The 16,942-nt window shown below is 65.1% G+C and carries 15 protein-coding genes; 13 read left to right on the top strand and 2 right to left on the bottom strand.

Going from position 1 to position 16,942, the window contains the following annotated elements; genetic code table 11:
• Nucleotides 1-2: 2 nt before the first annotated feature.
• The 5 genes from C795_RS0103545 (at nt 3) to C795_RS0103525 (ending at nt 6,961) form a co-directional block, all read left to right on the top strand.
• Nucleotides 3-1,646 (top strand): TIGR04028 family ABC transporter substrate-binding protein, encoded by a 1,644-nt coding sequence (locus tag C795_RS0103545; protein WP_017792382.1) that lies wholly within the window; start codon nt 3-5, stop codon nt 1,644-1,646.
• A complete protein-coding gene (locus C795_RS0103540; RefSeq protein WP_017792381.1) occupies nt 1,643-2,641 on the top strand; it encodes an ABC transporter permease in 999 nt (332 codons plus the stop codon). The genes C795_RS0103545 and C795_RS0103540 overlap by 4 nt, the downstream gene beginning before the upstream one ends.
• Nucleotides 2,638-3,573, top strand: coding sequence for an ABC transporter permease (locus C795_RS0103535; protein WP_017792380.1), 936 nt, complete (start codon nt 2,638-2,640; stop codon nt 3,571-3,573). The genes C795_RS0103540 and C795_RS0103535 overlap by 4 nt, the downstream gene beginning before the upstream one ends.
• A complete protein-coding gene (locus C795_RS0103530) occupies nt 3,570-5,420 on the top strand; it encodes a dipeptide ABC transporter ATP-binding protein (RefSeq protein ID WP_017792379.1) in 1,851 nt (616 codons plus the stop codon). Before C795_RS0103535 ends, C795_RS0103530 begins: the two co-directional genes overlap by 4 nt.
• A gap of 173 nt (nt 5,421-5,593) precedes the next feature.
• Entirely contained in the window at nt 5,594-6,961 is a 1,368-nt protein-coding gene (locus C795_RS0103525; RefSeq protein WP_017792378.1) for an alkylhydroperoxidase domain protein, read from the top strand.
• Nucleotides 6,962-6,975: 14 nt separating this feature from the next.
• On the opposite strand, the gene C795_RS0103520 is transcribed toward C795_RS0103525, so the two are convergent.
• Nucleotides 6,976-7,527 (bottom strand): helix-turn-helix domain-containing protein, encoded by a 552-nt coding sequence (locus tag C795_RS0103520; protein ID WP_017792377.1) that lies wholly within the window; start codon nt 7,525-7,527, stop codon nt 6,976-6,978.
• Nucleotides 7,528-7,594: 67 nt separating this feature from the next.
• On the opposite strand from C795_RS0103520, the gene C795_RS0103515 reads away from it, so the two are divergent.
• From C795_RS0103515 to C795_RS16805, 4 genes are all read left to right on the top strand, one after another.
• Nucleotides 7,595-8,320: a class I SAM-dependent methyltransferase gene (locus C795_RS0103515; RefSeq protein ID WP_017792376.1), complete on the top strand. Its 726-nt coding sequence runs from the start codon at nt 7,595-7,597 to the stop codon at nt 8,318-8,320.
• Nucleotides 8,321-8,439: 119 nt separating this feature from the next.
• Nucleotides 8,440-8,961, top strand: a complete 522-nt coding sequence (locus C795_RS16485) for a SipW-dependent-type signal peptide-containing protein (RefSeq protein ID WP_017792375.1) — start codon at nt 8,440-8,442, stop codon at nt 8,959-8,961.
• A 101-nt stretch (nt 8,962-9,062) separates the two neighbouring features.
• Nucleotides 9,063-9,191, top strand: a complete 129-nt coding sequence (locus C795_RS17810) for a SipW-dependent-type signal peptide-containing protein (RefSeq protein WP_408605753.1) — start codon at nt 9,063-9,065, stop codon at nt 9,189-9,191.
• Nucleotides 9,192-9,695: 504 nt separating this feature from the next.
• The gene (locus C795_RS16805; protein ID WP_332248452.1) at nt 9,696-11,033 is read left to right on the top strand and encodes a signal peptidase I; all 1,338 of its coding nucleotides are present in this window, start codon (nt 9,696-9,698) and stop codon (nt 11,031-11,033) included.
• Nucleotides 11,034-11,645: 612 nt separating this feature from the next.
• Here C795_RS16805 and aspS read toward each other — a convergent pair.
• Nucleotides 11,646-12,992: an aspartate--tRNA(Asn) ligase gene (gene aspS / locus C795_RS0103500; protein WP_198008421.1), complete on the bottom strand. Its 1,347-nt coding sequence runs from the start codon at nt 12,990-12,992 to the stop codon at nt 11,646-11,648.
• Nucleotides 12,993-13,144: 152 nt separating this feature from the next.
• Here aspS and C795_RS0103495 point away from each other — a divergent pair, with 152 nt between their 5' ends.
• The 4 genes from C795_RS0103495 to resB are packed head-to-tail and all read left to right on the top strand — an operon-like array spanning nt 13,145 to nt 16,861.
• A complete protein-coding gene (locus C795_RS0103495; protein ID WP_017792372.1) occupies nt 13,145-13,798 on the top strand; it encodes a histidine phosphatase family protein in 654 nt (217 codons plus the stop codon).
• A gap of 2 nt (nt 13,799-13,800) precedes the next feature.
• Complete coding sequence (locus C795_RS0103490) at nt 13,801-14,445, top strand: TlpA disulfide reductase family protein (RefSeq protein ID WP_017792371.1); 645 nt, start codon at nt 13,801-13,803, stop codon at nt 14,443-14,445.
• 6 nt (nt 14,446-14,451) lie between these two features.
• The gene (locus tag C795_RS0103485; protein WP_026139419.1) at nt 14,452-15,219 is read left to right on the top strand and encodes a cytochrome c biogenesis CcdA family protein; all 768 of its coding nucleotides are present in this window, start codon (nt 14,452-14,454) and stop codon (nt 15,217-15,219) included.
• Nucleotides 15,203-16,861: a cytochrome c biogenesis protein ResB gene (gene resB, locus C795_RS0103480; RefSeq protein WP_017792369.1), complete on the top strand. Its 1,659-nt coding sequence runs from the start codon at nt 15,203-15,205 to the stop codon at nt 16,859-16,861. Before C795_RS0103485 ends, resB begins: the two co-directional genes overlap by 17 nt.
• The last annotated feature ends 81 nt before the right edge of the window (nt 16,862-16,942 follow it).

The following is a 16,942-nucleotide window of genomic DNA, read 5'->3' as shown; positions in this document are numbered from 1 at the left end:
TCATGAAAAAGCGTCACCTCACATGGATCGCGGCGGCTGCCGTAAGCGTGATTGCGCTCACCGGCTGCTCGTCGGGGGCTGGTGGTGGCGATGCCGCGGCCAACGCCGCGGGCGGGGGCACTCTCACCTACCTCGAGCCCCAGACCTGGAACACGCTGTATCCGCCGGCGGGCGGGTTCTATCCCAACGGCGGCGTGATCAACCAGATCACTGACCGGCTGCTGCACCAGAACCCCGAGACGCTCGAGCTCGAGCCGTGGATCGCAACCGAGCTGCCCGAGGTCAACGCCGATGCCACCGAGTACACGTTCAAGCTGCGTGAGGGCGTCACCTATTCGGATGGCACCCCGCTCGATGCCGAGAACGTCGTCAAGAACTTCGACCTGTACGGGCTCGGCGACGAGGCGGATGCGCTGTCCGTGTCAGAGGCGATCAACAACTATGACCACGGCGAGGTCGTCGATGCACACACCGTGAAGTTCGTCTTCTCGGCACCGTCGCCGGGGTTCGCGCAGGCCGTTTCAACGATCAACTCGGGGCTGCTCGCGAACGCCACGCTTGACCGCACGAACGAGGAGTTCGGCCCGGGGAACGCGGCCGAGATCATCGGTAGCGGCCCGTTTGTGGTCACTGACGAGAAGCTCGGCAGCGAGCTCACGCTCGAGACACGTGAGGACTACGACTGGGCACCGCCGTCAAGCGAGCACCAGGGCGCCGCGCAGATCGACGGCATCAACGTGATCGTTGCCGGCGAGGACAGCGTGCGCGTGGGCACCGTCGTCTCGGGCCAGGCAGACATCGCACGCACCATCCCCGCACCTGACGAGCCGCAGTTCGCGGCAGACGGCCTCAGCATCGTCGCGGCCCCCACCAACGGCGTCAATAACGGCCTCAACTTTAGGCCCACCAACCCGTTGCTCGCCGACGTCAACGTGCGCCGCGCGATTATTGCGGGCATCGACCGCGAGGCCATCGTCAATACTCTGTTCAGCGAGAGCTACCCGCTCGCGACCGGCGTGCTCGCCAAGGGGGCGCTCGGCTACACCGATACCTCGTCGTTCTACGAGCACGACCCAAAGCTCGCGGCCAAGCTGCTCGACGAGGCGGGCTGGAAGACCGCGTCTGACGGCGTGCGTGCGAAGGACGGCGAGCGGCTTTCGCTGACGTTCAACGAGGCGCTGCCGCAGCCGCGATCGCGTGAGGTGGTGACCCTGATCCAGGAGCAGCTCGCCCCGATTGGTATCGAGGTCAACCTGTTCGCGGGCGACCAGGCCGCGCAGGATCAGGCGCAAAAGGATGCCGGCACGATCCAGGTGTACCACTCGATGGTTGGCCGTGCCGACTTCGACGTGCTGAAGTCGCAGTACTTCTCAGCGAACCGAAACGCGCTGCAAAACGTCGACTCAACGACGGGCGCCGTAGCGGACGCAGCCCTCGACGGGCTGCTCGCCGAAATCGCGTCGGTCCCCACGAAGGAGGAGCGTCAGCAGGCTTCGGCCGCCGCCCAGCAGCACATCGCCGAACAGGCCTACGTGTTGCCGCTGTTCGAGGAGCCGCAGGTGTTTGGGCTCAATGACCGTGTCAAGGGCTTTGCAACCGAGTCGATCGGCCGCCCGTCCTTCTACAACGTGAGCCTCAGCAAGTGACCGGCGGCGCGCTCGCGCGGCGCATCGGACAGGCGGTGCTCGTCCTCGCCCTCGCGTACACGGCGGCCTTTGTGCTGCTCTCGGCGCTGCCCGGTGACGCCGTGCTGGCGCGCTACGGCAGCCCCGACCTGGGACTCACGCCCGATCAGCTCGCAGAAATTCGAGCCTCGTACGGTGCAGACCAGCCTCTGATCGTGCGCTACTTTGACTCGATCGGTGCGTTTCTGCGCGGCGACCTTGGGTACTCGGTGTACAGCGGGGCCAAGGTGTCTGACCTACTGGCCGAGGCACTGCCGTCGACGCTCACCCTCGCGACGATCGCCCTGGTCGGTGCCGTGTTTCTCGCGGTCACGATCGCGTTCACCGCAAGCTTTGGCCGCTTCCATTGGCTGCGGCGCGCAATGCGCAATCTGCCGCCCCTGTTCGTTTCGCTGCCCGTGTTCTGGATCGGCATCGTCTTGATCCAGGTGTTCTCGTTCAAACTCGGCCTGATTCCGGTGATTGGGGCGAGCCCCGCTCAGGCCCTCGTGTTGCCCGCGATTACGCTCATGATTCCCATTGCGGCCCCGCTCGCGCAGGTATTCCTGCGCAGCATCGACGAGGTGCGCGAGCAACCCTTCGTGAACGTCGTGCGGGCACGCGGGGCGAGCACCTCGTGGCTGCTGTGGCGCAACGTCGCCCCCAACGCGCTGCTGCCCGCGCTCACCATGGCGGGCCTGCTCTTCGGTGAACTGGTGGGCGGCGCGATCGTCACCGAGGCCGTCTTCGGCCGTGTCGGTATCGGCAGCCTCACCGCCCAGGCCGTCGCCCAGCGCGACACCCCCGTGCTGCTCGCCGTCGTCGTGATCGCGGCCGCCGTGTTCGTGACCATCAACCTGATCGTTGACCTGCTCTACCCCGTGCTCGACGCGCGGCTGCGGCAGCGGGCGCCGGCCAAGTCGACAACCCAACAGGCAGCCCAGCCGCAACCGATTTCCGAAGGAGTGCAGTCATGACCGCCACAGCACCGGCCGAAACTCCTGCGCGGGAAACTCCCGCGCACGCCGAAACTGGCGCCGCGCACGCGGGCTCCGGATCGCCCACCCCCGGCTCCCGACGCCCCGTGCGCACCCTCAGCCCGGCCGCCCGGAGGCTTCGCACCACGGCGGGCCCCCCCCCCCCCGCCGTGATCCTGCTCGTCGCCCTCGCCTGGGCGCTCGCGCCCGGCCTGTTCACCTCGGTGAGCCCCACCGAACAGGTGGGGGCGGCGCTGCAGGCCCCCGGGCCCGGTCACTGGTTCGGCACCGACGCGACCGGCCGCGACGTGTATGCGCGGGTGGTCTACGGCGCCTCGCAGTCGATCTCGGCGGCGCTCATCGCGGTGCTTGTAGGCCTCGTGTTTGGTTCGCTCATCGGCGTCACCGCCGGCGCCACGGGTGGCCTCGTCGACGAGGCGCTGATGCGCGTCGTCGACGTGCTGCTCGCGATCCCGACGCTGCTGTTGTCTCTGAGTGTCGTGATTCTGCTGGGCTTCGGCACCACGAACGCGGCGATTGCGGTCGGCATCACGTCGGTCGCGGTGTTCGCGAGGCTCGCACGGGCCCAAGTGGTGAGCGTACGCGCCAGCGAGTTCGTCGAGGCGGCATACGGCTCCGGCGGAACCTTCTGGGGCGTGCTGTGGCGGCACGTGCTGCCGAACTCGGTCACCGCCGTGATCGCGCTCGCAGCGCTACAGCTCGGCTCGGCCATTCTGCAGATCTCGACCCTCGGGTTTCTCGGCTACGGCGCCCCGCCGCCCACCCCCGAGTGGGGGCTGCTCATCGCCGAGGGACGCAACTATGTCGCCACCGCCTGGTGGCTCACCGTTTTGCCGGGCCTCGTCGTGGTGCTCGTCGTCGTCGCGAGCAACCGGCTCAGCAGAGCGATCGAACAAGGAAAGCAGTCATGAACGTCACCAGCTCACCCACCCAGGACCTCGCGGCCGCACAAGCGGCCGCGCGCACCGATCCGGCTCCACTGCTCAGCGTGCGCGACCTCGCCGTCCAGTACCGTACGCGCGCCGGGCTCGTCGACGCTGTGCGCGGCGTGAGCTTCGACGTCGCCGCGGGCGAGGTCACGGCAGTCGTGGGGGAGTCGGGCTCGGGCAAGACGAGCGTCGCGCAGGCCGTCATCGGCCTGCTGCCCGCGAACGGCCACGTCGTGCGCGGCAGCATCGTGTTCAACGAGCGCCGCTCGGGCCATACAGAGTTGACCGGGCTTGCCGAGCGGCACTGGCACGACCTGCGCGGGCGGTGCATCGCGCTGATTCCGCAGGATCCGGGTAACTCGCTCAACCCGATCGCGACGATCGGCGCGAGCGTCGCCGAGTCGCTGCGTATTCACGGCTGGCGGGACCGCGCCAAGATCCGGGCCCGCGTGATCGAGCTGCTCGACCAGGTGGGCATCGACGATTCCCCGCGCCGGGCCAAACAGCATCCGCACGAGCTGTCGGGCGGCATGCGGCAGCGCGTGCTGATCGCGGCCGCGATCGCGTCCACGCCCGAGCTGATCATTGCCGACGAACCCACGAGCGCGCTCGACGTCACCGTGCAGCGCACGGTGCTCGATCTGCTCGACACCCTGCGCAAGGAGCAGGGCACGGGCGTGCTGTTCATCACGCACGACCTCGCGGTGGCGGCGGATCGCGCCGACTCCGTCGTGGTGATGCGGGGTGGCGAGGTGCAGGAGACGGGGCCCGCCGCGCAGGTGCTGTCATCGCCGGCCTCTGCCTACACGCGGCAGCTGATCGCCGATGCGCCCGCGTTTGGGCGCGTGGTCGAGCGGGATCGCGTGGCAGTGCGCCCAGGTGCGGTCGTGACGGGGGCCGACGCCGAGTGGGCTGCGGTGCAGGTGACCGAGGTGGCAAGCATTGATCCGGATCTCGCAGCCGCCGAAACGGGCACGGCCGCCGAGGCTCGCACGGTCGGGCCGCTCGCGGTGCCGAGCTTGCTCACCGTGAGCAACCTGCGGCAGGAGTTTCGCGGGGCCCGTGGGGCCGAGCCCTTCGTGGCGGTCGACAATGTCAGCTTCACGGTGCCGCGCGGGACGACTCACGCGATCGTCGGGGAGTCGGGATCGGGTAAGACGACCACGGGCCGTGCGATCGCGGGGCTCACCCGGCCGACCGCGGGAAGCATTCGGGTCTTTGCCGCCGGTGCAGCGCCAGCAAGAGCTGTGCCAGCTGGAATCGAGGTGACCGGGCTCGCGGGCGCGGCATTGCGCGAGTTTCGCCGCACCACACAGCTCGTGTACCAAAACCCGTACGGTTCGCTCGATCCGCGCCGCACGATTGGGCAGACGCTCACTGAGCCGTTGCGCAACTTCGGTATCGGCACTCGCCGCGACGCGGGAGCCCGAGTCGCCAGCGCGCTCGAGCTGGTGGCGCTGCCCGCCGCGTTCGCGAAGCGCAAGCCACACGAGCTGTCGGGCGGGCAACGCCAACGCGTCGCGATTGCCCGAGCCCTCATCGTAGAGCCCGAACTCGTCGTGCTCGACGAGGCGGTGTCGGCGCTCGACGTGACCGTGCAAGCCCAGATCCTGCGGCTACTCGCCGAGCTGCAGCGCGAGCTCGGGCTCACCTACGTGTTCATCTCGCACGACCTCGCCGTCGTCAGGCAGATCTCTGACACGGTGTCGGTGCTACAGCGCGGCCAGCAGGTCGAGCACGGCGACGCCGAGCAGGTGTTCTCAAATCCGCAGCATCCGTACACGCGGCAGCTGCTCGACGCGATCCCCGGCCAACGCACCATCCGGTAGCTCACGCCCGCGCCGTGCCGGCGTCGCACCCGGCGTAGCTTCAAGCATCAATCTCGCTCCAAGCATCAATAATTCCGAGTTTGTGATGGTTAACGAGAGATTGATGCTTCTGGCGAGACCCCAGCAGCAGCACCCCCATCTTCGACCACCCAACCACCTCCCAGGAGCATGACATGACTGACGCACTGACCCTGACTGCAGCCGCAACAGCAACAACGACAACCACCGAGCTCCCCGACATCATCGACGCGCTCGCCGCGATCCAACCGGGCAGCCCGCAAGCCCTCGCCCGCGATCGCCGCCCCGAGGCGCGCACCCACGCACAAGGCAGCTTCCAGGCACTCTTCGTTCCGGCCAACACCGCCGATGTGTCGCTCGCCGAGCGTGCCGCCGTCGCCCTCTTCGTCGCCCGGCTGCACGACCAGCCCGAGGCGGCGGCGTTCTACGGCGCACTGCTGCGAGAAACCGGTGGCGGCCCGGGCCTCGAGCCGCTCATTGTGGCCGAGGCAACGAGCGCTGCGGGTGCAGGGCCCTACGGGACATTCCACGCCGATAACAAAGCAGAAAGCGTCGACGGGCCCGTGTACTCCGTCGACTCGGTCGAGGCCGCTTACGCGCTCGGTGACCGGCTCGCCGCCGCGCTCGAGCACGCCCACCTGCTCGTCCTGCACCCGCGCGACGCGAGCCGCGAGCACCTCGGAAAGCTCCTCGAAGTCGGATGGAGCACTACCGGCATCGTGACCCTGTCACAACTAATCTCGTTCTTGACTTTCCAACTGCGGGTGGCCGAGGGGCTCCGCGTGATCGGCGTTCACGCGGACACCGGGGCGGGCGCGCGCGCGGCGGCCCACGACCTCGACCAGCTCGCGCGCCAGGCTGCGGCGGCGGCGCGGCACCGATCCGGATCGCACGCAGATACTCCCAGCACCGCCGTCGGCGCGAGCACCGTCGAGCGGCTGCCCGAGGCGCCGCGGGTGACGCAGCCCGCGCGCTTCACGCGTGAGCCGCTGGGCTGGAAGCCGTGGCTCGAGCCGCTGCCGGCCACTGAATTCACGCAGCAGCACCGGGACGCGCTCATCGAGCCGGATCGCATTCACATGCCCTATTTTCGGCTGTTGGCGCGCGACCCCGAAGCACTGCGCGAGCGCACGCTGACCGACCTCGACATCTTCTTCAACACCGATGCGGGCCTGCCTCGGGCCGAGCGCGAGGTTGCGGCGGCGGCCTCGTCGCGGTTTACGGGCTGCGTGTTCTGCGCGTCGGTTCACGCACGCTTCGCGGTCGAGCAGGGGGCCGCAGCCGATGACGTGCAGCGGCTGCTCGACGAGGGTGTTCGCGCAAGTTTCGGCGAACGATGGGACGCCATCATCGGAGCGACGGTCGCGCTGACTTCGACCCCACCCCGGTTCAGCGATGCCGAGGTTGCCGCGCTTGAGGAGGCGGGGCTCGGTGCGCTCGAGCTGCTCGACGTGGTGCAGGCGGGTGCCTTCTTTAACTGGGCGAACCGGCTGATGCTATCGCTGGGGGAGCCGAGCGCGTAGCGGGTGCTGCCAGCTCACTCCGGTGCGTGCAGGTGCAGCCGCTCGCCTGCGGTGTTGAAGAGGCTGATGACCTCGGCGGGCTTCGTGCCCTCAGCGCGCATCGAATGCGGCGTCGTGGTGTCGAACTCAGCGGCCTCGCCTCGCTCGAGCACGTGTTCGCGGTCACCGAGCACGAGCCGCAGCCGGCCCGACAGCACATAGAGCCACTCGTGCCCCTCGTGGATCTGCAGCGGCCGATCCGGAGCCCCCGGGTGGTAGGTGATCTTGAACGCGCGCACGTCAGATTCCTCGCGCGTGAGCGGCGCGATCGTGAGCCCCTCGCGCCGGATCGCCTGCCGATGCACGCGGGGGTCGCGATCGGGCGGGTCGAGGAGATCATCGATCCGGATCCCCAGTTGGCGAGTCAGCGGGAGCAGTAGCTCGAGGCTAGCCTGGCGCTTGCCCGATTCGAGACGGGAGAGGGTGCTGCTGGACATGTCGGCTCGGCCCGCGAGGTCGTCAAGGGTCCAGCCGCGCTCCTGACGGGCGGCCCGCAGCCGCGGGCCCAGGTGCTCAAGTTCGTTCATCGCGAACCTCCTTGCTGTTTTCGCAAACCATATTGCAAGTATTGCATGGACGCGTCAGGGTTAAAGGATGACTGAACACGGCACTCACACCCACGGCAGCGCGCACGCCCAGCAGGACCCGCATGAGGATCCGACCACGTTCTGGGAGCGACGATACTCAGAGTCCGATCGCATCTGGTCGGGCCACGTAAATGAATCGCTCGCCGCAGTGACCGCTGATCTAGCACCCGGCCGATCACTCGACCTTGGGTGTGGCGAGGGTGGCGATGTGCTGTGGTTTGCCGAGCGCGGTTGGCAGGCGACCGGGATTGACCTGTCGGCGACCGCAGTGGATCGTGCGGTCGCCGAGGCCGCGGATAGGGGCCTTAGCAATGCGCGCTTCGTCGCGGCTGACCTGGGGGAGTGGATCGAACGGGGCGCAGAGATCGACGGCTCCGACCAGCCGTTCGATCTCATCACCGCGAGCTTTATGCTCTCCCCGGTCGAGCTGCCTCGTCAGCGCATCCTGCAGGCGGCCCTCACCCGATTGGCGCCCGGCGGACGACTCGTCGTCTTGACGCACGTGGCTCCGCCGCCGTCGATGGAGAACAACCATCATTTCGACTTCTTGTCGCCCTCAGGTGAGCTGGAGCTGCTCGGTCTGGGGCTTAGCGCCGAGGTGCGCGAAGTCGATGGCTGGGTCGTCGAGGTCGCCGAGGTGCGCGAACGTGAGGGTGTGCGGGAAGCGGCGGGTCAGGACGGACACCCGCACCACCTCGAGGACACGGTGGTCGTGGTGCGGCGCACACTTTGAGGTGATTCTGGCGCTAAGGACTGAACCGTAAATGCAAAGAGGATGCCCGGGCAGTAAGCAATTTTTACTCATAGAGGATTGGTTAAACCATCACCTGTCACGTATCCTGAGTTCGGGCGGTGCTAGCGGGTGGGCTGGTACTCGGCGTGGGAGCTGCAATCACGCTGGCCGCGTGGACCGACCAGGAATGGGCAAAGGGAGTTTTTGGAAGCGGCGGAGCCTTCGGTATTGAAGGCTCAGCGGACGGAACCACCTTTGGGGAACATGCCACCGAGGCTGCCGCGGCAACCCTGAACTTTGGGCTGGACGCCGACAATCTTGCGCCGAACGAAGCGGTGTATGCGAGCTTTGCGGTCCAGCTGATCTCCACGTCGACCAACCAGGCAGACGTGACGGTCTCTCAGATTGATACTGCTGCCCTTGCTGGCACTACTGCAAGCTACGTGTACACGACGTCTGCCACGTGCAACGCCACCACCTATGCTGCGGGTACGAACGAGAATGGAACCACCTTCTCGCTCGCAGCAGTAACGACGCCTCAGTACCTGTGTTTCAAGGTGGCGGCCGGCAGCATAATCCAGCCAAACGCGACAGGCACAGTTGTCTGGACGTTTGACGCAGAATCCGCTGACGCGATCTAGCAGATCATGACGAAGCGTAGTGCGACTCGCGCTGCGCATGGCGTGCAGCGTGGCGTGGTAGACGCCGCGCTGCACGCGGTGAACGTAGCGCGAGACAGACGATGTTCACTCGGGTGCGCGCAGTGCTCGCAGGAGCTCTGGTGCTGGGGGTGGGCGGGTCGCTCACTCTCGCGGCCTGGACCGACACTGAGTATGCGGCGGGTCGTTCAAAACGAGTACCTTTGGCATAGTGGGTTCGATGGACGGCACATCGTACGCCGATCATCCATTGGGCTCACCGGGAACACTGGTGTTTGCAGGTGTACCGCTTGCTCTGTCACCAGATACTAAGACTTTTTCGAGGTTTCTGGTGAAGACCACGGCCGCCACAGACGTCACCGGAACGGTCGTGCTTGGAGGCGCGACGGTTTCGGGTGGTCTAGCTTCCCATTTGAGGTACGGAGTACGAACGATTCCTGCTGCAAGTGCGTGCAATGCAACGACGTTTGCAACAGGCACCTCCGTAGTTCCGCAGAATTCAATGCTCACAGTGGGCGCTTCTGCTGGTCAGTCCGTAGCAATCGCGGGTGGTACTCCAGTGGCGTACTGCTTCGAGGTGACGCTTCCTTCAGGGACAGCGAACGCCGCTCAAGGCCAAACTGCCACGGCAACTTGGAGCTTCACTGGAACGTCAAGCTCGTAGCGCGGGCGAGGAACTGGACGAGCACCAGTAGGACGTTGAGAGGAGGGGAATTATGGGGCCTCTGAGAAGTCAGGTTATGGCCGAGGTTGAGACCACAGGGCAACCTCCATCGCGAACGAATAGGCTTCAGCCTTTCCACCGAAGAGTAGGAAGCTTTGTCGGCGGTACCCTCTTAAACCTTGCAGCCCTCGGTGGTCTCGTCTTTGTCGTCCTCATTGTTCTGTCTGTGGCCTTCAATACCACCCTGATCATGTTCAAGACGGGGTCGATGTCGCCCACAATTCCGGCAGGCTCACTTGCCGTTGTAAAACAGATTCCTGCAGCCGATATTCGGATTGGCGATGTACTTACGGTTGACCGAGGCGAGAGCCTACCGGTGACCCACCGGGTCACGTCCGTCACTGGAACGGGCACCGAACGCACCATCACCATGAAGGGTGATGCCAACCAAGCCGAGGATCCGCTCCAATATACGGTGGCGGAGGCGCGACGGGTACTGGTTTCGGTCCCCGGGCTTGCGCACGTCGTTGTGTGGTTTGCAAATCCATGGGTGCTTGGATCGCTCACGATTGCCACCTCAGTGCTCGTTACTTGGGCGTTTTGGCCGAAGTCTGCGCGGGGGCGGCGACGAGGTGGTGACGAATCTCGCAGGCAAAGACCAGTTGATGCCAGCGCTGCCACGAAGCGTTCCGGCACGGGCGCGGCCGTGGGACTGCTCGCTGTTGCGGTTGGAGCAGGACTCGCGCTGGCGCATCCGATGGCCGCTTCGGCAGAGGCTGCCCAGCCACTGTCGGGGAGGCCCGGGCCGGCACCATCTAACCAGGAGGAAACGGTGACGCGGGGCGAACACCTGACCCTCACCTCGATTGGCGACCCCGCCAAGATGCTGTCCATGCAGCCCGGTGTCCCCGTGTACTGGCAGGTTGGCATCGCCGTGGCATCTGCAGATCCAGGCAACATCAACATCGCGGTGGCAGCCCAGGGATCCCGTGAACTCGGGCTCGAACTGGACTACCAGACGTGTACGGTGCGGTGGGTTGATGCTCACTGCTCAGGTGAGATGAAAAGCCTCGATGCGCTTTCCCCCGTGTCAGTCGAAGGCGAATATGTTCCGCTCTTTGAAATGCACGCTGACAATTTAGAGGAGTGGCTCCTGGTGTCGGCGACTGTTCCGGCGCCGGCGAAGGGAGCTGTTGAACTCATTGTGCGAGCCACCGGTGAGAGCGAGACCGTCACCGCGGGGCCAGGGTCGGTGGGAACACTGTCGAAGACAGGCGCTGATCCCAGATGGGCCGCCCTGCTCGGTCTGGGGGCGGTGACCGCCGGTCTCGCCGCGGCTGGCCTTGCAACCATGCGCAAGAAAGCCAAGCAGCTGCGGGGTGCAGCATGATGCGCCGCTCACCGCGCATGCGTCGGGGCATCGGCGTCTTGCTGGCCGGGCTGATGCTCGTGGTGCTCGCGGTCCCCGCAACGTCGGCGATGACACCGGAGTGGACTGAGGCCTCGTGGACCGACACGGAGCAAACAGCGGGGACATTTACTGCGATCACGGTTCCGATACCTGAAGATGGAGGGGAATGCGCCATCGATGGATCGTTGTTAAATCTGTTGAGCTCCAAGCTCACACTTAAGTGGAGAGTCCCTGCTGGGTACACTTTGGCGGATGCGGGATTTAGCTACACAGGGTCGACTGGATTGGTTCCCGCAATTGATACGCTTCTGGGCACGAGCCTCAAGACGGTAGAGTCCAGCGGTGTGTATTCGACGACACTTACAGGTGCGCTATTGAACGCAGTTCTTGGCGGTACAAGGACGCTTAACGTGCAAATTGTCCATTCGAGCGGATGGGTGTCATCCCCGAGAACGGTTACTGGAGTCTGGCCGGCACTTGGGTTAGGGAGAGCCACCTGCAACGTAAGCCCCTAGCGTCCAGCAAAAAGGCCGCCTCCCGCGCAAGCGGGAGGCGGCCTTGATCCGGATCGAAACCCGGCAAGCAACGCGATTACGGCATGAGGCGCGTCGGGCCGCGGAAGAGGTAGGTAACCTCGCGGATCGATGACTGCTCGAGCAGCAGCATCAGTACGCGGTTGAGGCCCATGCCGAAGCCGCCGTGCGAGGGGACGCCGTAGCGGAAGAAGTCGAGGTAGAAGCCCAGCTCGGCCGGGTCCATGCCCTTCTCCTTGATCTGGGCCTCGAGTACCTCGACACGGTGCTCGCGCTGCGCGCCCGTAGAGATCTCGGTGCCGCGGTAGATCAAGTCGTAGCTGTTGGTCAGCTCGGGGTTGTCAGCGTGACGCATGTGGTAGAACGGGCGAATCGACGTCGCGTAATCGGTGATGAACACGAAGTCGTGGTCGTACTTCTTCTTGACGTGAGCCGAGATGCGGCGCTCGCCCTCGGGATCCATGTCGGCGTCGGCACGAGGAATTTCGTAGCCCTCCTCCTTGACGATCTCCTTGGCCTCGGCCAGGGGGATGCGGGGGAACGGGCGCGACGGCACGGTGACGTCGATGCCGAAGAGCTTCTGGATCTCCTCGCCGTGCTTCTCCTTCACCGCGGTGAGGGCAGCAACGAGCAGCTCCTCGTGCAGCTCCATGACGTCCTCGTGCGAGTCGATCCACGACAACTCGGTGTCGATCGAGGTGAACTCGGTCGCGTGGCGCGAGGTGAACGAGTGGTCGGCGCGGAAGGCGGGGCCCACCTCGAAGATGCCACCGAAGCCAGCGGCCTGCGCCATCTGCTTGAAGAACTGGGGGCTCTGCGCGAGGAATGCCTTGCCTTCGAAGTACTCGACCTCGAAGAGCTCAGCGCGCGACTCGGAGGCCGATGCCATGAGCTTGGGAGTCTGGATCTCGATGAAGCCGCGGTCGACCCACACGTTGCGCATTGCGTGCAGCAGCGTGGTCTGGATGCGGAACACGAGGTTCTGCTCGGGGCGACGCAGGTCGAGGAAGCGCCAATCGAGGCGCACGTCGATGTTGGAGTCGCCAGCAACGGGGTTGTCGGGCAGCGACTTCGTGACGACCTCGATCGTCTCGATCTGCACCTCAACGCCGCCGAGCTTGACGCGCTCGTTGTGCTGCAGCTCGCCCGTCACGGTCACGAAGCTGCCCTGCGTCAGCTCAGAGATAGTGGTCGTGCGGGGCACGAGAACGTCGGAGCGGGGGTTCTCGGGATCCGCCTCGCGCAGCACGCCGCCATTGACGAGCTGCACCGCCCCCGATTCGTCGCGCAGCACGACGAACTGTACATAGCGCTGATCGCGCACTTTCTCGACCCAGCCCGAGACACGCACGGTGGTGCCGTTCTCAACGGAGGGGAGGTTCTTAATCAATACGCGCTCAGTCACCCCGACAGTCTAGCTGCCGCATATGGTGCTTGGTGTGCATCGGGGCACGGCCGCCCGTGTAATGATCCGGATCATAGAACGCGACCCCATTTACAGCGCCCGAAAAGTGGCCCGCCCGAGTTCCCAGAGTCGCGGCACCTGGCAAACGTACAATGGCGAGTGTGAGCGATAAACTCTTGCATCTGGTGCGCCACGGCGAGGTGCACAACCCCGATCTCGTGCTGTACGGGCGCATGCCCGGATTCCACCTGTCTGAACGTGGCCACCTGATGGCCGAGGCCGCAGCCCTTGAGATCGCTTCAGCCGACCGCGCGGTCGCGAGGCTCTACGCGTCGCCGCTGCTGCGCGCGCAGGAGTCTGCGCGTCCGATCGCGAGTGCCCTGAGCCTCGAGATCATCACTGAAGAGCGCATCATCGAGCCCACGAACTACTTTGAAGGCATGGTGAACTCGGGTTCGGAGTCTGCGTTCAAGAACCCGCGCCACTGGCACAAGCTGCTCAATCCCTTTCGTCCCAGCTGGGGCGAGCCCTATCGTGAGATCGCCGCGCGCGTGCGTTCCGCGATGGACGACGCATGGGAAACGACCCGCGGTGGCGACATCGTGATGGTCGCCCACCAGAACCCCATTTGGGTGACGCACCTCGACGTCGCTGGCAAGCCCCTATTCCACAGCCCCTCCTCACGCCGTTGTGAGCTTTCGAGCATTACCAGTTTCGAAAAGCGCGGCGAACGATGGTTTGAAGTGGACTACCGCTCGCCGGCAGCTGGGCTGCTCGGCGACGCGGTCGATGTGGGAGCGGTGTAACAATGCTGAAGATCTCTCGTTCGCGCCGGATCGGTGCCGTACTCGCGCTGTCGCTCGCTGGCCTGGTGGGCCTCGCGGGGTGCAGCTCGGGCGGTAGCGATCTCGCAAAGCAGTGGGAAGAGTCGAGCGATAAGGGATACGTCTCGGGCGACGGCTCAGCGCTCAGCATTGCGCCAAGTGAACGCACCGAACCCGTCGAGTTTTCGGGGGAGACCGAGGCTGGAGATACCTTCAGCTCCGCCGACACCCTCGGCTCGGTGACCGTCGTGAACTTTTGGTACGCGGGCTGCGCCCCGTGCCGCTTTGAGGCCCCCGACCTCGTGGCCGCCTACAACGAGTTCTCGCCGCAGGGCGTGAAATTCTTGGGCGTCAACACCCGCGATCAGGTGGCCCAGGCCCGCCAGTTCTCTGAAGAGTTTGGCGTCGAGTTCCCGTCAATCATGGACCGACCGGGCAACCGGGCGGTGCAGCAGGCGTTCGCAGGCCAAGTGCCGCTGAACGCAGTGCCCACGACGCTCGTGCTCGACGCAGAAGGGCGCGTGGCACACCGCGTACTCGGCCAGCTGGCTGGAGAATCGCAGCTGCGCACGCTGATCAACGAGACCCTTGCTGAGCAGGGCACGGCTGATCCCAACGCGGATTCCTAACCCGAGGTGGACGTCTTTGGAATAGTCGCAGACGGGCAGGTGCTCGTCGCCTCGCTCATCGCGATTGCGGCGGGTCTGCTGTCTTTCCTGTCGCCGTGTGTGCTGCCGCTCGTGCCCGGATACCTCGCCTACGTTTCTGGCGTCGCGGGGCAGACGAGCACTGCGGCCGCCGACCCGAAGAACGCGGGCAAGCGCGAGCGTCGGCGCATGCTCGCAGGCGCACTGCTGTTCATTCTCGGGTTCACCATTGTGTTTCTGCTCATTAACATTCTTGCGAACTCTCTCGGTCGCTGGCTGTGGCAGTGGCAAGACATCATCATTCAGGTGATGGGTGCCGTGGTGATCCTGATGGGCCTCGTGTTCATGGGCGCCTTCAGCAAGATGCAGATCTCCACCAAGCTCAGCATCACCCCCAAAGTGGGGCTCCTGGGGGCTCCCGTGCTGGGGATCGTGTTCGCGATTGGCTGGGCGCCGTGCATGGGCCCGACTCTGGGCGTCGTCACCGCGCTGGCTATGCAGCAGGACTCGATGCCGCGCGCGGTCGTGCTGGCGCTGGCCTACTGCATTGGACTTGGGCTGCCATTCATTCTGGCGGCGTTCGGTTTCGGCTGGATGACCCAGACCATGACTTTCTTTAAGCGGCACATTCGTACCGTGAACCTGATTGGCGGCGTGCTGCTGATCATCATTGGTCTCCTTATGGTGACCGGCATTTGGAGCAACATTATGTTCGCACTACAGGCGGTGATTGACGGGTATGTCACGCCCCTCTGATTATGACGATGGCTCCGGTGGGCCGGTACAGGTGGAATCTCCCGAGCTCGGACTGAAGGGCTGGGGCCGCTGGTTCTGGCGTCAGCTGACGAGCATGCGGGTCGCGTTGATCCTGCTGCTGCTGCTCGCGGTTGCCGCGATCCCGGGATCGCTGCTGCCGCAGCGTAGCGCAGACCCTAATGGCGTGCTGCAGTACGAGGTGGATCATCCCAAGATGTTCCCCGTGCTCGACGCGTTTCCGATTCAGGCGTTCGACGTCTACGGCTCGGTGTGGTTCTCGGCGATCTACCTGCTGCTGTTTATCTCGCTCATTGGATGCGTGCTGCCTCGCCTCGTGCACCACTGGAAGGCCTGGCGCGGTACGCCTCCCAAGACCCCTGCGCGGTTGAACCGGATGGCCGGGTTCACCGAGGTGCGCGTCTCGAACCCGAGCGCGACGCCCGAGGAGCGCGAGGAATTTGCGGCGCGGGCTGTCAATGAAGCGCGCGATATTCTGCAGCGTTCGAGGTATCGCACCGTGGTGCAGCGGGTGGTGACCCGGCGCGGGCAAACCGAGATTTCGGTGTCGGCCGAGCGTGGCTACCTGCGCGAGACGGGCAACCTGCTGTTCCACTTCGCACTCTTGGGAGTGCTCGTGTGCGTCGGTGTGGGCGGAGTGTTCTCGTTCAATGGGCAGAAGGTGCTGATCGAGGGTGAGACCATGGTCAACCAGCTCATCGACTATGACACCGTGAACGCTGGCCGCGGCTTCGATAGCTCATCGCTGGAGCCGTTCAGCCTCAAGCTCGACTCGCTTGATGTGTCGTACATGTCCCCTGAGGACGGCAACGTGTCGGCTATCGGGCAGGTCAAGGACTATGTCGCGAGCATGAAGCTCACCGACCCCGATGGCACGGAGTCGGAGCACGTCATTCGCGTAAACCACCCACTGCGTGTTCACGGTTCGCCGATCTACCTCATCGCGAACGGGTACGCGCCGACCATCACGATCCATAATGCGGAGGGTGAGGTCGTCTACAGCGAGTCGATGCCGTTCATTCCGCAGGATACGAACATGGTGTCGCTCGGTGTGGTGAAGGTGCCATACGGCATCACCACGGCCGATGGTGAGCAGACCCAGATTGGTCTGCGCGGGTTCTTCTACCCAACCAAGACTGACCTCGAGACGGGCGCGTACACGTCGAGCTTCCCTGACCTGGAGAACCCGGTGCTCACCCTGGACCTGTTTGCGGGTGACCTGGGTATCGACAGCGGTGTACCCCAGTCGGTGTACTCGCTCGATACCACGAACATGGAACAGCTGACGGGCCGCGCGATCGACAAGAAGTCGCTCGAGCTGGCGCCCGGCGAGACCGTGGAGCTGCCGAACGGTATGGGAACGCTGACCTTCGAAGCGACTCCGCGTTATGCGGCATTCGACGTGATGCGTAACCCCGCCCAAACCGGCATTCTCATCTTCGCAATTCTCTCGATGGCGGGGCTGATCTGGTCGCTCTTCGTGGCCCGACGCCGCATGTGGGTCAAGGCAGTGCTCACCGATGACGGCGTGGTGCTGCAGTACGCGGGCCTCGCGCGCGGTGACGATCCGAACCTCGATCGGGCCGTGTCCGACCTCCGTGAAAAGCACGGAGACAAGTTGTAACGACGGCTCAACGCTGGCTTGCTGGCGAGTGTGTAAATGGCCGCTTCACTCCTGGGTGAAGCGGCCATTTGCATGCTGAGG

The sequence above is a fragment of the Leucobacter salsicius M1-8 genome (assembly GCF_000350525.1).
Classification (GTDB): Bacteria; Actinomycetota; Actinomycetes; order Actinomycetales; family Microbacteriaceae; genus Leucobacter; species Leucobacter salsicius.
Note: the sequence above shows the minus strand (reverse complement) of the source record. Positions and strands in the feature narration are given on the sequence as shown.